Origin of the sequence: Enterobacter sp. RHBSTW-00593, assembly GCF_013784105.1 — a bacterium.
In the GTDB taxonomy this organism is placed as follows: Bacteria; Pseudomonadota; Gammaproteobacteria; order Enterobacterales; family Enterobacteriaceae; genus Enterobacter; species Enterobacter ludwigii.
This window is the reverse complement of the sequence record NZ_CP056393.1, coordinates 2,815,221-2,831,037: the sequence shown is the minus strand read 5'-3', so window position 1 is coordinate 2,831,037 and position 15,817 is coordinate 2,815,221. Positions and strand designations below refer to the sequence as shown.

At 55.5% G+C, this 15,817-nt stretch carries 18 protein-coding genes; 10 read left to right on the top strand and 8 right to left on the bottom strand.

Features of this window, described 5'->3' with window-relative positions; translation table 11 throughout:
- Positions 1-42: 42 nt before the first annotated feature.
- Complete coding sequence (locus HV242_RS13410) at positions 43-621, bottom strand: CoA pyrophosphatase (RefSeq protein WP_014170594.1); 579 nt, start codon at positions 619-621, stop codon at positions 43-45.
- A gap of 6 nt (positions 622-627) precedes the next feature.
- Positions 628-1,974, bottom strand: a complete 1,347-nt coding sequence (pabB, locus tag HV242_RS13405) for an aminodeoxychorismate synthase component 1 (protein ID WP_050736978.1) — start codon at positions 1,972-1,974, stop codon at positions 628-630.
- Positions 1,975-2,035: 61 nt separating this feature from the next.
- Here pabB and HV242_RS13400 point away from each other — a divergent pair, with 61 nt between their 5' ends.
- Positions 2,036-2,218: a YoaH family protein gene (locus tag HV242_RS13400; RefSeq protein ID WP_020883426.1), complete on the top strand. Its 183-nt coding sequence runs from the start codon at positions 2,036-2,038 to the stop codon at positions 2,216-2,218.
- A gap of 6 nt (positions 2,219-2,224) precedes the next feature.
- Here the strand turns inward: HV242_RS13400 and HV242_RS13395 are convergent, their stop codons facing one another.
- Positions 2,225-2,569: a RidA family protein gene (locus tag HV242_RS13395; protein WP_014170591.1), complete on the bottom strand. Its 345-nt coding sequence runs from the start codon at positions 2,567-2,569 to the stop codon at positions 2,225-2,227.
- Between the two features lie 131 nt (positions 2,570-2,700).
- Here HV242_RS13395 and HV242_RS13390 point away from each other — a divergent pair, with 131 nt between their 5' ends.
- From HV242_RS13390 to rnd, 5 genes are all read left to right on the top strand, one after another.
- On the top strand, positions 2,701-4,611 hold the full coding sequence (locus HV242_RS13390; protein WP_050736977.1) for an ATP-dependent DNA helicase: 1,911 nt from the start codon (positions 2,701-2,703) through the stop codon (positions 4,609-4,611).
- Between the two features lie 66 nt (positions 4,612-4,677).
- Positions 4,678-5,373: a tRNA (adenosine(37)-N6)-threonylcarbamoyltransferase complex dimerization subunit type 1 TsaB gene (tsaB, locus tag HV242_RS13385; RefSeq protein ID WP_032678416.1), complete on the top strand. Its 696-nt coding sequence runs from the start codon at positions 4,678-4,680 to the stop codon at positions 5,371-5,373.
- Positions 5,374-5,410: 37 nt separating this feature from the next.
- The gene (locus HV242_RS13380) at positions 5,411-5,992 is read left to right on the top strand and encodes a Slp family lipoprotein (RefSeq protein ID WP_020883430.1); all 582 of its coding nucleotides are present in this window, start codon (positions 5,411-5,413) and stop codon (positions 5,990-5,992) included.
- Between the two features lie 202 nt (positions 5,993-6,194).
- Positions 6,195-7,880 (top strand): long-chain-fatty-acid--CoA ligase FadD, encoded by a 1,686-nt coding sequence (gene fadD / locus HV242_RS13375; RefSeq protein ID WP_025203871.1) that lies wholly within the window; start codon positions 6,195-6,197, stop codon positions 7,878-7,880.
- An 83-nt stretch (positions 7,881-7,963) separates the two neighbouring features.
- A complete protein-coding gene (gene rnd, locus HV242_RS13370) occupies positions 7,964-9,079 on the top strand; it encodes a ribonuclease D (RefSeq protein WP_123266851.1) in 1,116 nt (371 codons plus the stop codon).
- Positions 9,080-9,157: 78 nt separating this feature from the next.
- Here the strand turns inward: rnd and minE are convergent, their stop codons facing one another.
- From minE to minC, 3 genes are read right to left on the bottom strand one after another with little or no spacing between them, the layout of a single operon-like run.
- A complete protein-coding gene (gene minE, locus HV242_RS13365) occupies positions 9,158-9,427 on the bottom strand; it encodes a cell division topological specificity factor MinE (protein ID WP_008500504.1) in 270 nt (89 codons plus the stop codon).
- A gap of 3 nt (positions 9,428-9,430) precedes the next feature.
- Positions 9,431-10,243, bottom strand: a complete 813-nt coding sequence (gene minD / locus HV242_RS13360; RefSeq protein WP_014170584.1) for a septum site-determining protein MinD — start codon at positions 10,241-10,243, stop codon at positions 9,431-9,433.
- Between the two features lie 23 nt (positions 10,244-10,266).
- Positions 10,267-10,974, bottom strand: coding sequence for a septum site-determining protein MinC (gene minC, locus HV242_RS13355; RefSeq protein WP_020883433.1), 708 nt, complete (start codon positions 10,972-10,974; stop codon positions 10,267-10,269).
- Between the two features lie 124 nt (positions 10,975-11,098).
- On the opposite strand from minC, the gene HV242_RS13350 reads away from it, so the two are divergent.
- The 3 genes from HV242_RS13350 (at position 11,099) to HV242_RS13340 (ending at position 12,618) form a co-directional block, all read left to right on the top strand.
- Positions 11,099-11,374, top strand: a complete 276-nt coding sequence (locus tag HV242_RS13350) for a YcgL domain-containing protein (protein WP_020883434.1) — start codon at positions 11,099-11,101, stop codon at positions 11,372-11,374.
- A 47-nt stretch (positions 11,375-11,421) separates the two neighbouring features.
- The gene (locus HV242_RS13345) at positions 11,422-12,081 is read left to right on the top strand and encodes a fumarylacetoacetate hydrolase family protein (protein ID WP_020883435.1); all 660 of its coding nucleotides are present in this window, start codon (positions 11,422-11,424) and stop codon (positions 12,079-12,081) included.
- Positions 12,082-12,174: 93 nt separating this feature from the next.
- The gene (locus HV242_RS13340; RefSeq protein ID WP_020883436.1) at positions 12,175-12,618 is read left to right on the top strand and encodes a YcgN family cysteine cluster protein; all 444 of its coding nucleotides are present in this window, start codon (positions 12,175-12,177) and stop codon (positions 12,616-12,618) included.
- 27 nt (positions 12,619-12,645) lie between these two features.
- Here the strand turns inward: HV242_RS13340 and dsbB are convergent, their stop codons facing one another.
- Positions 12,646-13,176 (bottom strand): disulfide bond formation protein DsbB, encoded by a 531-nt coding sequence (gene dsbB / locus HV242_RS13335; protein ID WP_020883437.1) that lies wholly within the window; start codon positions 13,174-13,176, stop codon positions 12,646-12,648.
- Between the two features lie 143 nt (positions 13,177-13,319).
- Positions 13,320-14,858 (bottom strand): Na(+)/H(+) antiporter NhaB, encoded by a 1,539-nt coding sequence (nhaB, locus tag HV242_RS13330; protein WP_050736976.1) that lies wholly within the window; start codon positions 14,856-14,858, stop codon positions 13,320-13,322.
- Positions 14,859-15,059: 201 nt separating this feature from the next.
- On the opposite strand from nhaB, the gene fadR reads away from it, so the two are divergent.
- On the top strand, positions 15,060-15,779 hold the full coding sequence (gene fadR / locus HV242_RS13325) for a fatty acid metabolism transcriptional regulator FadR (RefSeq protein ID WP_025203875.1): 720 nt from the start codon (positions 15,060-15,062) through the stop codon (positions 15,777-15,779).
- The last annotated feature ends 38 nt before the right edge of the window (positions 15,780-15,817 follow it).

Here is a 15,817-nt window from a genome sequence, read left to right as displayed (position 1 = left end):
CGATCGCAAACCTGGCAGAAGAGGGTGGAATGTAAAGTATAGTCAAGGCTTCAGGCCGATTTGCAGCGCCAGTTCACGAATGATGCCCGCCGTCATGCCCCAGACAAAATAATGCTGATACCAGGACAACCACACCCGGTGCGCATGACCCCGACGCTGGATATCCAGCGGATGATAACGCCCGAGCCGAAGGGCCTCTTCCAGCGGCATCTCAAACACCGCAGACACTTCATCGACGCTGGCGTGATATTGCAGATCGGGCGGGATAATGCCGACCACCGGTGTGACCTGAAAACCGGTCACGCTGTCGACCGGCGGCAGCACGCCGATGATCTCAACCGCCTCAGGCGGAATGGCGACCTCTTCCTGGGCTTCACGCAGCGCGGCGGCAATCAGCGAGGCGTCAGAACTGTCCACGGCACCACCCGGAAAGGCGACCTGACCGGCGTGCTTACGTAAATGTGGCGAACGCTGGGTGAGCAGCAGGCCCGGCTGCTCACGACGGACCACCGGGATCAACACCGCTGCCTGACGTTGATTCAGGGCTTCGCGGCTCACGTTGGGCCGCAAAAGTTGAAAGCGCGACAGAAAATCATCCAGCGTCAGGTTCTCTTTTTCCACCCGTCATTACTCCAGTTGTTTCAGGATACGGTTAACTTTATCAAAGGTTTCCTGATATTCCGCATCGACCTGGCTATCAGCAACAATTCCGCCCCCTGCGGAACAGTAAAGATGCCCGTTACAGGCGGTCAGCGTTCGAATGGTGATGCTGGTATCCAGCGTACCGCAGAGACTGATATAGCCAATGCTGCCGCACCAGGCGTTTCGACGATGCGGTTCCAGCTCATCGATTATTTCCATTGCCCGCACTTTAGGCGCGCCGGTTATCGAGCCCCCCGGGAACGCGGCGCGAAGCAGATCGCAGGCCGTGCGCGAGGCGGGCAGTTGCGCGGTAATGGTGCTGACCAGGTGATGCACCGCGGGGAACGGCTCGACGACAAACAGTTCAGGGACACGCACGCTTCCCGGTACGGCGACCCGGCCAATGTCGTTACGCATGAGGTCGACAATCATCAGGTTTTCAGCGCGATCTTTTAACGAGGCCGCCAGTTTTTCCGCCTGCTGGCGGTCGGCAACAGGATCGGCCAGCCGGGGAAGCGTGCCTTTAATCGGTCGCGTCTGAATAGTGCCATCGGCAAGATGAATAAAACGCTCGGGCGAGAGGCTCAGGATAGCGCCCTGTTCCAGGCGCAGAAATGCACTGAACGGTGCCCGGTTACTGGCGTTGAGGCGGGTAAATGCCTGCCACTCATCGCCTTCACAGGTTGCCTGAAAACGCTGGGCAAGGTTGACCTGATAGCAATCACCGCTCTGCAGATAGCCCTGAACCCGCTCAAACTTCGCGGCGTACTCCTGCACGGTCATGTTGGCGCGCCACGCAGAGGTCAGGTGGAAATCCGCTGTTGCGACGGGGACCTGTGCCTCAAGCCAGGCAAGCCGGGCGGACACATCCTGATGGCTGAGCAGAGAGACCGCCTGTTTGTGGTGATCGACGATTATTGCCCAGTCGTAAAGCCCCACCGCCATATCCGGCAGCGGAATGTCGTCCTGTGCAGTCTCCGGCAAGGTTTCGAAGCGGCGACCTAAATCATAGCCGAACAAGCCCAGCGCACCTCCCTGGAAGGGAAGGTCGGGATTTTGCGGGACGGTTAAGTCCAGCGCGTCCAGCGCCTGCTGAAGTAATGACAGCGGATCGTCCGTTGACTGCGTTTCGCCTGTCGTAGTCACATTCCCTTGTGTTATCAGGGTCTGCAGAGGGTCGGCAACCAGAATATCAAAGCGGCTATAGGGATGATCCGCATATCCGGAGTGCAGCAACATCGCAAAAGGAAGATGGCTGAGGCGGGCAAACCAGAATTCCGCGGCGTCTGAACGCCAGGGTAATGAAATGACTGTAGGGGGTAACGGGTTCATGTGTGGCATACTACCGGGCAGCGTGAAATAATTAGCGCGGATAATTTAGCAGGAGTTGACAATGTTTGCAGGTTTACCTTCTCTGAGCCATGACCAGCAGCAGAAAGCGGTTGAGCGTATTCAGGAACTGATGTCCCAGGGGATGAGCAGCGGACAGGCGATCACGCAAGTTGCTAATGAACTTCGCGCCACCCACACCGGCGAGCGGATCGTGGCGCGTTTCGAGGATGATGAAGAGGAGTAATCCGGCTTAAACCGCCGCGATAATCTTAATTTCGACTTTGTATTCCGGCTTCATCAGCGTCGCCTGTACGGTACACCGTACGGGCGCATGTCCCGCCACAACCCAGGCATCCCAGGCTTTATTCATCGCCGCAAAATCGTCTTTACTGGCAAGAAAAATGGTCGCATCCAGAATGCGTGATTTGTCGCTGCCTTGCTTTTCCAGCACGGCGTCAATCTGCGCCAGCGTATTCGCCGTCTGTTCGAAGGCATCTGCGTCGAGATTTTCCGGTACACCGGTGTAGTAGAGCGTCTGGTTATGGATGACCACATCAGACCAGCGTGCTTCGGCATCAATGCGCACAATTGTCATAAACATTTCCTCGTTATTTTCATGTCAGTCGGCAAGACTGCCATATTGTGTTCCCCTCGTCACTATTTGGGGTGGCACTGGAGAGGATGGGCTGACATAATCCCTGTGCAAAAATACAGTGAGAGAGCAACGTGGCAGACGATTTTTCCCCAGAAGGTCAGTTAGCACAGGCGATTCCCGGTTTTAAACCGCGTGAACCCCAGCGGCAGATGGCGCATGCCGTGGCCCGCGCAATCGACACCGCGCAGCCGCTGGTGGTGGAAGCCGGTACCGGCACGGGCAAAACCTACGCCTACCTGGCGCCAGCGCTGCGGGCTAAAAAGAAAGTGATCATCTCCACCGGGTCTAAAGCGCTGCAGGACCAGCTTTACAGCCGCGATCTGCCCACGGTTGCCAACGCCCTGAAGTATAAAGGTCGCCTGGCGTTGCTGAAAGGCCGCTCCAACTACCTCTGCCTTGAACGGCTTGAGCAGCAGGCGCTGGCGGGCGGTGATCTGCCGGTGCAGACGCTCAGCGATGTCATTATTCTTCGCGCCTGGGCCAATCAGACGGAGGAGGGGGATATCAGCACCTGCGCGAGCGTGCCGGAAGACTCTCCCGCCTGGCCGCTGGTCACCAGTACCAACGACAACTGCCTGGGGAGCGACTGCCCGCTGTATAAAGATTGTTTTGTGGTGAAAGCGCGTAAAACCGCCATGGATGCGGATGTCGTGGTGGTCAACCACCATCTCTTCCTTGCCGATATGGTGGTTAAAGATAGCGGCTTTGGCGAACTGATCCCGGAAGCAGACGTGATGATCTTCGATGAAGCCCACCAGCTTCCTGACATCGCCAGCCAGTATTTTGGCCAGTCGCTCTCCAGCCGCCAACTGCAGGACTTAGCGAAAGATTTCACCATTGCCTACCGCACCGAGTTAAAAGATACCCAACAGCTGCAGAAGTGTGCTGACCGCCTGGCGCAAAGTGCGCAGGATTTTCGCCTGCAACTGGGTGAGCCGGGCTATCGCGGTAATCTGCGTGAGCTGCTGGCAGACAAAAATATCCAGCGCGCGCTGTTGCTGCTCGATGATGCCCTTGAGCTCTGCTACGACGTCGCGAAACTATCGCTCGGCCGTTCCGCACTGCTGGATGCCGCCTTTGAGCGCGCCACGCTCTATCGGGCACGCCTCAAACGGCTGAAAGAGATAAACCAGCCGGGGTTCAGCTACTGGTATGAATGCACCTCCCGCCATTTCACGCTGGCCCTGACGCCGCTGACGGTAGCGGATAAATTCAAAGAGGTGATGGCGCAAAAACCGGGAAGCTGGATCTTCACGTCGGCAACCCTTTCGGTGAATGAGGATCTACACCACTTTACCGGGCGTCTGGGGATTGAACAGGCGGAGTCGCTGCTGCTGCCCAGCCCGTTTGATTATGAAAAACAGGCGTTGCTCTGCGTTCCGCGTAATCTGCCTCTGCCTAACCAGCCCGGTGCGGCGCGCCTGCTGGCGGCAATGCTCAGGCCGATGATCGAGGCCAACAACGGCCGCTGTTTTATGCTCTGCACCTCCCACGCGATGATGCGCGATCTGGCGGAGCAGTTCCGCGCCACCATGACTTTGCCGGTTCTGCTTCAGGGCGAGACCAGCAAAGGGCAACTGTTACAGCAGTTTGTCAGTGCCGGTAACGCCCTGCTGGTAGCCACCAGCAGCTTCTGGGAAGGGGTGGACGTGCGGGGAGATACCCTGTCGCTGGTGATCATCGATAAACTGCCGTTTACCTCACCGGACGATCCGCTGCTGAAGGCACGTATGGAAGACTGCCGTTTGCGCGGCGGCGATCCTTTTGATGAGGTCCAGCTACCGGACGCGGTGATCACCCTTAAACAAGGGGTAGGACGCCTGATTCGCGACACAGACGACCGCGGCGTGCTGGTCATATGCGATAACCGGCTGGTGATGCGCCCTTACGGTGCGACCTTCCTTGCCAGCTTGCCACCCGCGCCGCGCACGCGGGACATTAAACGCGCGGTTCGCTTCCTGGCAAACCCAACGGCGGAGTAATTTGCCCGTGAGTATGCTAAGATGCGCGCCATTTTGTGACTGACCATTGCGAGAGCGCGACGACTGATGCGAATTCTGGCTATTGATACCGCGACAGAGGCCTGTTCTGTTGCTCTGTTGAACGACGGTGCTATCTCTGCTCATTTCGAAGAGTGCCCACGAGAACACACCCAACGCATTCTGCCTCTGGTTAAAGAGATTTTAACCCGGGGCAACACCACCTTAACCAACCTCGACGCACTGGCCTTTGGCCGTGGCCCCGGCAGCTTTACGGGCGTACGCATTGGAATTGGCATTGCGCAGGGGCTGGCGCTGGGCGCAGAACTGCCGATGATCGGTGTTTCCACGCTGGCAACCATGGCGCAGGGCGCATGGCGCATGACCGGGGCAACGCGCGTTCTGGCGGCCATTGACGCCCGAATGGGAGAAGTTTACTGGGCAGAATACACCCGCGATGAAAACGGCATCTGGCACGGTGAAGAGACCGAGGCTGTCCTCAAGCCGGAAGCGGTGACCGAGCGGCTGAAACAGCTGTCCGGCGAGTGGGCGACAGTAGGCACCGGCTGGCCGGCATGGCCAGAGATGGCTAACGGCACCGGGATCACGCTGACAGACGGCAACATGCTTCTACCCGCCGCAGAGGATATGCTTCCCATCGCCTGTCAACTGCTTGAGGCGGGCAAAACCGTGGCCGTTGAACATGCGGAGCCGGTTTATTTGCGAAACACCGTCGCGTGGAAGAAACTTCCAGGCCGGGAATGAATCTCAGTAACAGGAACTGAGAAAAAGGAGTCGCATCATGGCGGTTCAGACTAAAGTTGTACGCCTTTTTATGGCAGGCGCAGTGGCCATAGCACTGAGCGGATGCGTTTCCGTTCCTGATGCGATTAAGGGCAGCAGCCCCACGCCACAGCAGGATCTGGTTCGCGTGATGAATGCGCCTGAGCTTTACGTCGGCCAGGAAGCGCGCTTTGGCGGCAAGGTTATCGAGGTGCAAAACCAGCAGGGGAAAACCCGTCTGGAGATTGCCACCGTTCCGCTGGATAGCGGTGCGCGGCCGATCCTTGGCGAACCTTCCCGCGGGCGTATTTATGCCGACGTTGGCGGTTTTCTCGACCCGGTCGATTTTCGCGGACAGCTGGTCACCGTCGTCGGCCCGATTACCGGTTCGGTAGAGGGCAAAGTCGGCAACACGCCGTATAAATTTATGACCATGCAGGTCAACGGGTATAAGCGCTGGCGGCTGACACAGCAGGTCATCATGCCACCTCAGCCGATGGATCCGTGGATGTGGGGTCCACATCCTTACCGGTATGGCTACCCGGGCTGGGGCTGGTATAACCCGGGGCCTGCACAGGTTCAGACAATCGTTACTGAGTAACTCCCTGTAATTGCTAGAAAAGAGACAGCGGCTCAGCCGCTGTCTCTGTTTTTTACGAACAAAACGAAAAAAAAGAGTGACGCGCTTCGCAACCTTAAATCTGAACAATTAATAAACTGGTACGCTGAGTTAATATAATGTTAACAAACTGTTTATTATCGGGGTTGTGATGACGACGAACACTCATTTCAGAGGTGATGCATTGAAGAAGGTTTGGCTTAACCGTTATCCCGCAGATGTTCCTGCCGAGATCAATCCTGACCGTTATCAATCCCTGGTTGAATTGTTTGAACACTCGGTGAGGCGTTACGCAGACCAGCCTGCTTTTGTGAATATGGGCGAGGTCATGACGTTCCGTAAACTTGAGGAGCGTAGTCGGGCGTTCGCCGCCTATCTGCAGGAAGGGCTGGGGCTGCAAAAAGGGGACCGCGTCGCGCTGATGATGCCGAACCTGCTGCAATACCCGGTGGCGCTGTTCGGTGTCCTGCGTGCTGGGATGATTGTTGTCAACGTTAACCCGCTGTATACGCCGCGGGAGCTGGAGCATCAGCTCAACGACAGCGGTGCCGCCGCCATTGTGATTGTCTCTAACTTTGCCCACACGCTGGAAAAAGTGGTCGACAAAACCCAGGTCAAACACGTCATCCTGACGCGTATGGGGGATCAACTCTCTACCGCCAAAGGGACACTGGTTAACTTTGTCGTCAAATACATCAAACGTCTGGTGCCGAAATACCACCTGCCGGACGCGATCTCTTTCCGCAGTGCGCTGCAGGCGGGCTACCGCATGCAATACGTTAAACCGGAAGTGGTATCAGAAGACCTCGCGTTTCTGCAGTACACCGGCGGCACAACGGGTGTGGCTAAAGGCGCCATGCTGACCCACCGTAACATGCTGGCAAACCTCGAGCAGGTGAATGCCACCTACGGACCGTTGCTGCACCACGGAAAAGAGTTGGTGATCACCGCGCTTCCGCTTTATCACATCTTCGCGCTGACCATGAACTGTCTGCTGTTTATTGAGCTGGGCGGTCAAAACGTATTGATCACGAACCCGCGCGATATTCCGGGGTTGGTGAAAGAGCTGGCGAAATATCCGTTCACCGCCATGACCGGGGTGAATACGCTGTTTAACGCGCTGCTCAACAACAAAGAGTTCCAGAAGCTCGATTTCTCCACGCTGCACCTCTCTGCAGGTGGCGGTATGCCGGTTCAACAGGCCGTTGCCGAACGCTGGATGAAACTGACGGGTCAGTATTTACTGGAAGGCTATGGCCTGACGGAGTGCGCCCCGCTGGTCAGTGTGAACCCGCACGATATCGACTATCACAGCGGAAGCATTGGCCTGCCGGTTCCGTCGACGGAAGCCAAACTGGTTGATGATGACGATAACGACGTGGCGCCAGGTGAACCGGGCGAACTCTGTGTCAAAGGGCCGCAGGTGATGCTGGGCTACTGGCAACGTCCCGATGCGACCGATGAAATTATCAAAGACGGCTGGCTGCACACCGGTGATATCGCCGTGATGGATGAAGAGGGCTTCCTGCGTATCGTCGATCGTAAGAAAGACATGATCCTGGTTTCCGGTTTCAACGTCTACCCGAATGAAATCGAAGATGTGGTGATGCAGCACAGCGGCGTGCTCGAAGTGGCTGCCGTAGGCGTCCCTTCCGGGAGCAGCGGCGAGGCGGTGAAGATTTTTGTGGTCAAAAAAGATCCTTCTCTTACGGAGGAGGCGCTGATCACCTTCTGTCGTCGTCAACTGACCGGCTACAAGGTGCCGAAGCTGGTTGAGTTTCGCGAGGAACTGCCGAAATCGAATGTCGGAAAGATATTACGACGAGAATTACGTGACGAAGCCCGTGGCAAAGTAGACAATAAGGCCTGAGCTTCACGCTAATCGCCCAGACGCCGGTTAAGCCGGCGTTTTTTATGGGCGCAAACAAAAGAGAATCCGTTTTGAATTACCAGATGATCACGACCAACGACGAGCTGGCTTCGCTGTGCGAAGTGACGCGCGACTTTCCTGCCATTGCCCTGGATACCGAGTTTGTCCGCACCCGGACCTACTATCCGCAGCTGGGGTTGATTCAGATGTACGACGGTAAACACGTGTCGCTGATCGACCCGCTCGGCATTACCGACTGGACGCCGATGCGTGACCTGCTGCTCGATACTGCGGTAACGAAATACCTGCACGCAGGCAGTGAAGATCTGGAAGTCTTTTTGAATACTTTTGGCGTCATGCCACAACCGTTGATTGATACACAGATCCTCGCGGCCTTCAGTAATCGACCGCTCTCATGGGGCTTTGCCGCCATGGTTGAGGAGTATACGGGCCTGACGCTGGATAAAAGCGAATCCCGCACCGACTGGCTGGCACGCCCATTAACCGAGCGTCAACTGGAATACGCGGCGGCAGACGTGTTTTACCTCCTGCCGATTGCCGGCCAGTTGATGAAAGAGGCGGAAGCGTCAGGTTGGTTGCCCGCCGCGCTGGATGAGTGCCGAATGACGCAGCAGCGTCGTCAGGAAGTGGTTGATCCGAAAGAGGCCTGGCGCGATATCAGTAACGCCTGGCAGCTGCGTACGCGTCAGCTGGCGTGTCTGCAGCTGTTAGCGGACTGGCGTTTGCGTAAAGCACGCGAGCGCGATCTGGCCGTTAACTTTGTGGTACGCGAAGAACACCTCTGGGCGGTCGCGCGGTATATGCCGGGCAGCATGGGCGAACTGGACAGCATCGGGCTTTCCGGCAGCGAGATCCGTTTCCACGGTAAAACCCTGCTTGCGCTGGTGGCAAAAGCGCAGGAAATGCCGGACGAAGCACTGCCGGAGCCACTGCTGAATCTGATGGATATGCCGGGCTATCGCAAGGCGTTCAAGGATATCAAAGCGCTGGTGCAGGACGTCGCGACGCAAAGCAAACTGGGCGCGGAACTGCTGGCGTCACGCCGTCAGATTAACCAGTTGCTGAACTGGCACTGGAAGCTGAAACCTCAGAATGGTTTGCCGGAAATGATGGCGGGCTGGCGCGGGGAATTGATGGCCGATCGCCTGAATACTGTGCTGGAAGGTTATCCGCGATAATGAAAATGCCGGGTCATGCTGACATGCCCGGCACATTTCCCCGGCGGCATACGCTTACCGGGGATACACAATCCCGAACTACGGACGTGACTCTTCGGCTTCCGGGAGCGTAACGTTCAGCTCCAGAATAGAAATATCCCCGTCTTTTTGCTCCAGCTGCACCGTGACCATCTCCGGGTCAATCTGCACATACTTACAGATCACTTCCAGGATGTCCTTACGCAGCTGCGGCAGGTAGTGTGGCTCGGCGTCACTACGACGACGCTCCGCAACGATGATTTGCAGTCGTTCTTTTGCGATGTTGGCGGTGTTCTTTTTCCGCGAGAGAAAAAAGTCCAGTAATGCCATAACTTATCCTCCGAACAGGCGTTTGAGGAAACCTTTCTTCTCTTCTTCAATGAAGCGGAAAGGACGTTCTTCTCCCAGCAGACGGTCAACGGTATCCGCGTACGCTTTACCTGCATCTGCCATTGTATCCAGGATCACTGGCTCGCCCTGGTTAGAGGCGCGCAATACGGATTGATCTTCCGGGATCACGCCGACCAGTTTGATGCGCAGGATCTCCAGCACGTCTTCCATGCTAAGCATGTCACCTTTGTTCACGCGACCCGGGTTATAGCGGGTCAGCAGCAGGTGCTCTTTAATGGGTTCTTCGCCATTTTCCGCACGACGCGATTTGGAGGCGAGGATCCCCAGAATACGGTCCGAGTCACGCACGGATGAGACTTCAGGGTTGGTGGTGATGATGGCTTCATCAGCGAAGTAGAGTGCCATCAGGGCGCCCGTTTCGATGCCGGCAGGGGAGTCACAGACAACGAAGTCGAACTCCATTTTTTTCAGCTCGTCGAGCACCTTTTCCACGCCTTCGCGGGTCAGGGCGTCTTTATCACGCGTCTGAGAAGCCGGAAGGATGTAGAGGTTTTCGGTGCGCTTGTCTTTAATCAGCGCCTGGTTCAGTGTGGCGTCGCCCTGAATGACGTTCACGAAGTCATAGACCACGCGACGTTCACATCCCATGATCAGGTCGAGGTTACGCAGACCGATATCGAAATCGATAACGACGGTTTTCTTTCCCTTCTGGGCCAAACCAGTAGCGATGGCCGCGCTGGAGGTGGTCTTGCCAACGCCTCCTTTACCCGAAGTAACAACAATAATGCGTGCCATAGAAATTCCTTGTTAAAAAGGGATCAATTCAACGGTTGAACGGTCAACGCGTCGTCTGCCAGTCGCAGACGAGCCGCTTTGCCATAAAATTCGGCTGGGATCTTGTCGCTCAGCCAATATTCACCTGCGATGGACACCAGTTCCGCCGTCAGATGAGTACAAAATATTTGTGCATCCCTGTCACCACTTGCACCCGCGAGCGCACGCCCACGCATCATACCGTATACGTGAATATTGCCATCTGCAATCAGCTCTGCGCCAGCGCTGACGTGGCTTGTAACAATCAGATCACAGTTTGGTGCATAAATGCGCTGACCGGAACGAACCGGCACATCAATCAATCGCGTTTTTGTGACAGGTGTAACGTTTTGCACCGGAGGAGGAGGCGTTTGGACTGCCGCAGGGGCAGGACGCGCGGCTTTTTCTTTGCCTTCGGTCAGAATGGGCAGACCCGCACGGTCAATTTCTGCTTTCAGCTCAGCATCTTTGCAGCCGCTGATACCGACGATACGCAGCCCGGTCGCGGCCACGGCTTGCTGGAGAAGTTTCCAGTTAACCGGTGCATCCAGACCACTGACATTCACGACGACGGGGGCATGTTTCAGAAAAGCGGGAGCCTGCGCAATTTTGTCTTCTAACGCCTGACGAATAACCTCGGGTTTTGCATCATGCAAATGTACCACTGATAAGGTGAAGCTACTGCCTTTAAGCTCGATTGGCGTGTTTGACATCCTGGCCTTACTCAATTTGCTATTAACCGCAACACCGCCGTTGCGATATTCCGAAGAGTATCAGGCATGTTATAGTCAGGAGTATATTGAGGCAAGCAACCACCCATTAATTCAGAGTAAAAACATGTTTTGTGTGATCTACAGAAGTACAAGTCGTGACCAGACCTATCTTTATGTCGAAAAGAAAGACGATTTTTCGCGCGTACCTGAAGAATTAATGAAGAACTTTGGCCGACCTCAGCTGGCGATGCTGCTGCCGCTGGATGGTCGTAAGAAACTGGTCAACGCCGATCTGGAAAAAGTGAAAACCGCATTAGCGGAGCAAGGCTATTATTTACAGCTCCCGCCACCACCCGAGAATTTATTAAAACAGCATCTTGAGGTGAACGGGAAAAAATAGTCCCGGCTGTTTTCGGGGTTAACACATCAACCGTTTAGGGGTCGTACATGTATCAACATCATAACTGGCAAGGTGCATTACTGGATTATCCCGTCAGCAAAGTGGTCTGCGTAGGCAGTAACTATGCCAAACATATTCAGGAGATGGGCAGCGCGACGCCAGACGAGCCGGTCCTGTTCATCAAGCCAGAAACCGCGCTGTGCGACATTCGCCAGCCGCTGGCGCTGCCGCAGGGGTTGGGGTCGGTGCATCATGAAGTGGAACTGGCCGTGCTGATTGGCGCGACGCTGCGTCAGGCCTCCGAAGAGCATGTGCAAAAGGCGATTGCCGGATACGGTGTCGCGCTCGACCTGACCCTGCGTGATGTTCAGGGCAAAATGAAGAAAGCGGGGCAGCCGTGGGAAAAGGCCAAAGGGTTTGATAACGCTTGCCCGATCTCCGGTTTTATTCCGGTAAGTGAATTTACCGACGATCCGCAGAACACCCCGCTCAGCCTGAAGGTTAACGGCGAGATCCGCCAGCAGGGCACCACGGCAGATATGATCCATAAAATTGTGCCGCTGATTGCCTACATGAGCCGCTTCTTTACCCTGAAACCGGGCGATGTGATCCTCACCGGTACGCCAGAAGGTGTCGGCCCGCTGCAGGCCGGTGACGAACTGGACGTCAGTTTTAACGGCCTGTCACTGAAAACTCGCGTGCTGTAAAAGCATCTTGCCGCCTGAAGAGGGCGGCAAAACTTGCAACAACGTGCCAGACTCGTTATAAGGTGCGCTCTCTTTTGACGTGTGGACATCCTGATGAACAACATTCCTTTCTGGCAAAGCAAAACTCTCGACCAAATGACAGACGTGGAGTGGGAATCGTTGTGTGACGGTTGCGGGCAGTGCTGCCTGCATAAACTGATGGATGAAGATTCGGACGAAATCTATTTCACCAACGTTGCCTGCAAGCAGCTGAACATCAAAACCTGCCAGTGTCGCAACTATGAGCGTCGCTTCGAGTACGAGCCGGATTGCATCAAGCTAACCCGTGAGAACCTGCCTACCTTCGAATGGCTGCCGCATACCTGCGCCTATCGTCTGCTGGCGGAAGGCAAAGACCTGCCAAAATGGCACCCGCTGCTGACGGGCTCCAAAGCGGCGATGCACGGTGAACGCATCTCTGTGCGTCATATTGCGGTGAAAGAGTCAGAGGTACAGGACTGGGAAGATCACATCATGAATCATCCCAACCGTGGATAAGAAAAAACCCGCCGAGGCGGGTTTTTTTTACCTGCCAAACAGGTCGCGTTTCTTGGGTTTGAACGGTTGTGCGATGAGCACCAGCAGCGCCACAATGAAGTAGGCCACAAAAATCCCCACCAGCCACTGCGGCATCTCAAGGCTCAGGAATTCCCACTGGCGCACAGAGCAGTCACCGGAAGCAACAAACACCTGCGGCAGCCACTTATCAAGCGGCAGCCAACTCGGGAAGCGGGCGGCGAAATCACAGGTCATAAAAGGTGACGGATGCAGTTGCATCATGGTGTGCTGCCAGGAGAGCTCAATACCTTTCCAGGCGCTGTACAGCCAGATGGCAATTGCGGCATAGCGTAACGGCGATTTAGGGGCAATCGCACCCACCAGACCCGCACCCATAATGCCGAACAATGCACAGCGTTCGTAAATACAGAGTACGCAAGGCTGAAGTCCCATCACATGCTGGAACCACAGCGCGACCATTTCCAGCGCAAAGGCGGTCAGGGCCATTAACAACCACGCTCCGCGACCGCGAGAGCACTGGTTTAAAAATCTCAACATAATCATTTCCCTGGAACATGCTTAGAAAGCGCAGTGTAAACGAATTCGTTTTTCGCGCCACCTGTACCTGACGAAATAAAACGTAATTGGATGTTTATCGTGCGAAAAGGTAAACGGGCAGCAAGCTGCCCGATATATCAGGTTTACTGCGCGGCAAGTATACCCGCTTGTATCAACCATTGCGTACAGGGAATAAGGGTAATTTTGACGCAAAGCAATCCTACAAGCGTGAGCACCAGCGTATAGGGAAGCGCCATCCAGACCATTCGCCCATAAGAAAGACGTATGAGTGGAGCCAGCGCAGAAGTCAGCAGGAACAGGAACGCCGCCTGACCGTTGGGCGTCGCCACCGACGGCAGGTTGGTCCCGGTGTTAATTGCCACCGCCAGCAGTTCGAACTGTCCGGCGCTGATGACGCCTTGCTCCATGGCCGTTTTGGCCTCGTTGATATAGACCGTGCCAACAAACACGTTATCCGAGATAGACGACAGCAGCCCGTTAAACAGATAAAACAGCGAAAGCTGAGCATCCGGTGCCGCCTGCAAGACAAAGGTAATGATCGGCGCGAAAAGTTTCTGGTCGATGATCACCGCGACGACCGCAAAAAAGACGGCCAGCAGGGCGGTAAAGGGCAGGGCTTCCGTAAACGCTTTGCCAATCGCATGCTCATCCGTCACGCCGGTAAAACTGGTGGCGAGAATAATCACCGACAGGCCAATTAAACCGACTTCGGCAAGATGAAACGCCAGCGCGGCGATAAGCCAGACGCCAATGACGCCCTGTGCAATAAGACGCAGCGTCTCCTGCCGTGTCCGCTGGCTACGGCTTTGTTGGTCGAATTTCTGCAGCTCCTGACGCACGGGCGCCGGAATATGCGCACCATAGCCAAAGAGGCTGAATTTCTCCACCACCACACAGGTCGCCAGACCGCACAGCAGAACCGGTATGCTCACCGGTGCCATTCGCAGGAAGAAATCACCGAAATGCCAGCCCGCAGCTTTAGCAATGATCAGGTTTTGCGGTTCACCCACCATCGTCATCACGCCGCCCAGGGCGGTCCCGACGCCGGCATGCATCATCAGGCTGCGCAGGAAGGCGCGGAACTGTTCCAGCACCTCGCGGTGGTCATTATCGACCTGGCTGTCATCAAGCAGGTCATCGCCGGGACGTGAAGAGGCCACCCGGTGATAAATACCATAAAACCCGACCGCGACGCTTATCACCACGGCGACCACCGTCAGCGCATCCAGGAAGGCTGAAAGAAATGCTGCAGCCACGCAGAAAGCCAGCGACAAAAGCGTTTTTGAAGGAATGCTCAGCAGCAGGCGGGTAAAAATAAACAGCAGCAGCTGTTTCATAAAGTAGATGCCGGCCACCATAAACATCAGCAGCAGAAGCACTTCAAGGTTTGAGGCCAGTTCAGCTTTTACATGCTCGGCGCTGGTCATCCCAATGACAACCGCTTCAATGGCCAGCAAACCGCCAGGCAGCAGGGGATAGCACTTCAGCGCCATGGCCAGGGTGAAGATAAACTCCGCGACCAGCAGCCACCCGGCAATAAACGGGTGCACAATAAAGATGAGAGGATTAACAACCAGGAACACCAGAAGTATCAGCTTGTACCAGTCGGGAGACTGGCCTAAAAAATTGCGCCACAACGCGCGCCCAAAAGAAATTTCCACGACAGACGTTCTTCCCCGTGAAGTAAAACAAAACATCAGTATACGCAAAAATCACGGCCTGGAGGGGGATTCGGCTGCAATGTAAATTTCATAAAAATGAAACGGCGATCCCTCTTTTCTCTCACTGCTGCGCTATCTGCCTCTGCGAGCCTCTGGTATGATGAGTGCAATTTGCTAAAGCTGTGTAATGGAAATCTCACTATGGTCATTAAGGCGCAGAGCCCGGCGGGTTTCGCGGAAGAGTACATCATTGAAAGCATCTGGAATAATCGTTTCCCTGCAGGGTCCATTCTTCCGGCTGAACGCGAACTCTCTGAACTGATTGGCGTCACTCGCACCACGCTTCGGGAAGTGCTCCAGCGACTGGCGCGTGATGGGTGGTTGACGATTCAGCATGGCAAGCCAACAAAAGTAAACAATTTCTGGGAAACCTCCGGGCTGAATATTCTTGAAACGCTGGCGCGCCTCGATCATGAAAGCGTGCCGCAGCTGATTGATAATCTGCTCTCCGTGCGTACCAATATCGCCACCATCTTTATTCGTACGGCTTTCCGTCAGCACCCGGAAGATGCGCTCCAGGTTCTGGCCAGTGCCAACCAGGTGGAAGATCATGCGGATGCGTTTGCTACCCTCGATTACAACATCTTCCGCGGCCTGGCGTTTGCCTCCGGTAACCCGATTTACGGCCTCATCCTTAACGGCATGAAAGGGCTCTATACCCGTATCGGTCGTCACTACTTTGCCAATCCGGAAGCCCGCAGTCTGGCGCTGGGCTTTTACCACAAGCTGAGCGAGCTCTGCTCCACCGGTCAGCACGATCAGGTGTATGAAACCGTGCGCCGCTACGGCCGCGACTCAGGTGAAATCTGGCACCGGATGCAAAAAACACTGCCGGGTGACCTGGCCATCCAGACCCGCTAAAAGAAAAAACCTCTCAGCTGAGAGGTTTTTTTTCGCCC

What these genes read in the sequence shown, in the direction of transcription:
- dsbB (WP_020883437.1), bottom strand. Translation starts at nt 13,176, where the DNA reads ATGTTGAGATTTTTAAACCAGTGCTCTCGCGGTCGCGGAGCGTGGTTG.
- HV242_RS13380 (WP_020883430.1), top strand. Translation starts at nt 5,411, where the DNA reads ATGGCGGTTCAGACTAAAGTTGTACGCCTTTTTATGGCAGGCGCAGTG.
- HV242_RS13400 (WP_020883426.1), top strand. Translation starts at nt 2,036, where the DNA reads ATGTTTGCAGGTTTACCTTCTCTGAGCCATGACCAGCAGCAGAAAGCG.
- minE (WP_008500504.1), bottom strand. Translation starts at nt 9,427, where the DNA reads ATGGCATTACTGGACTTTTTTCTCTCGCGGAAAAAGAACACCGCCAAC.
- fadR (WP_025203875.1), top strand. Translation starts at nt 15,060, where the DNA reads ATGGTCATTAAGGCGCAGAGCCCGGCGGGTTTCGCGGAAGAGTACATC.
- HV242_RS13345 (WP_020883435.1), top strand. Translation starts at nt 11,422, where the DNA reads ATGTATCAACATCATAACTGGCAAGGTGCATTACTGGATTATCCCGTC.
- minD (WP_014170584.1), bottom strand. Translation starts at nt 10,243, where the DNA reads ATGGCACGCATTATTGTTGTTACTTCGGGTAAAGGAGGCGTTGGCAAG.
- HV242_RS13395 (WP_014170591.1), bottom strand. Translation starts at nt 2,569, where the DNA reads ATGACAATTGTGCGCATTGATGCCGAAGCACGCTGGTCTGATGTGGTC.
- pabB (WP_050736978.1), bottom strand. Translation starts at nt 1,974, where the DNA reads ATGAACCCGTTACCCCCTACAGTCATTTCATTACCCTGGCGTTCAGAC.
- rnd (WP_123266851.1), top strand. Translation starts at nt 7,964, where the DNA reads ATGATCACGACCAACGACGAGCTGGCTTCGCTGTGCGAAGTGACGCGC.
- HV242_RS13350 (WP_020883434.1), top strand. Translation starts at nt 11,099, where the DNA reads ATGTTTTGTGTGATCTACAGAAGTACAAGTCGTGACCAGACCTATCTT.
- minC (WP_020883433.1), bottom strand. Translation starts at nt 10,974, where the DNA reads ATGTCAAACACGCCAATCGAGCTTAAAGGCAGTAGCTTCACCTTATCA.
- HV242_RS13340 (WP_020883436.1), top strand. Translation starts at nt 12,175, where the DNA reads ATGAACAACATTCCTTTCTGGCAAAGCAAAACTCTCGACCAAATGACA.
- tsaB (WP_032678416.1), top strand. Translation starts at nt 4,678, where the DNA reads ATGCGAATTCTGGCTATTGATACCGCGACAGAGGCCTGTTCTGTTGCT.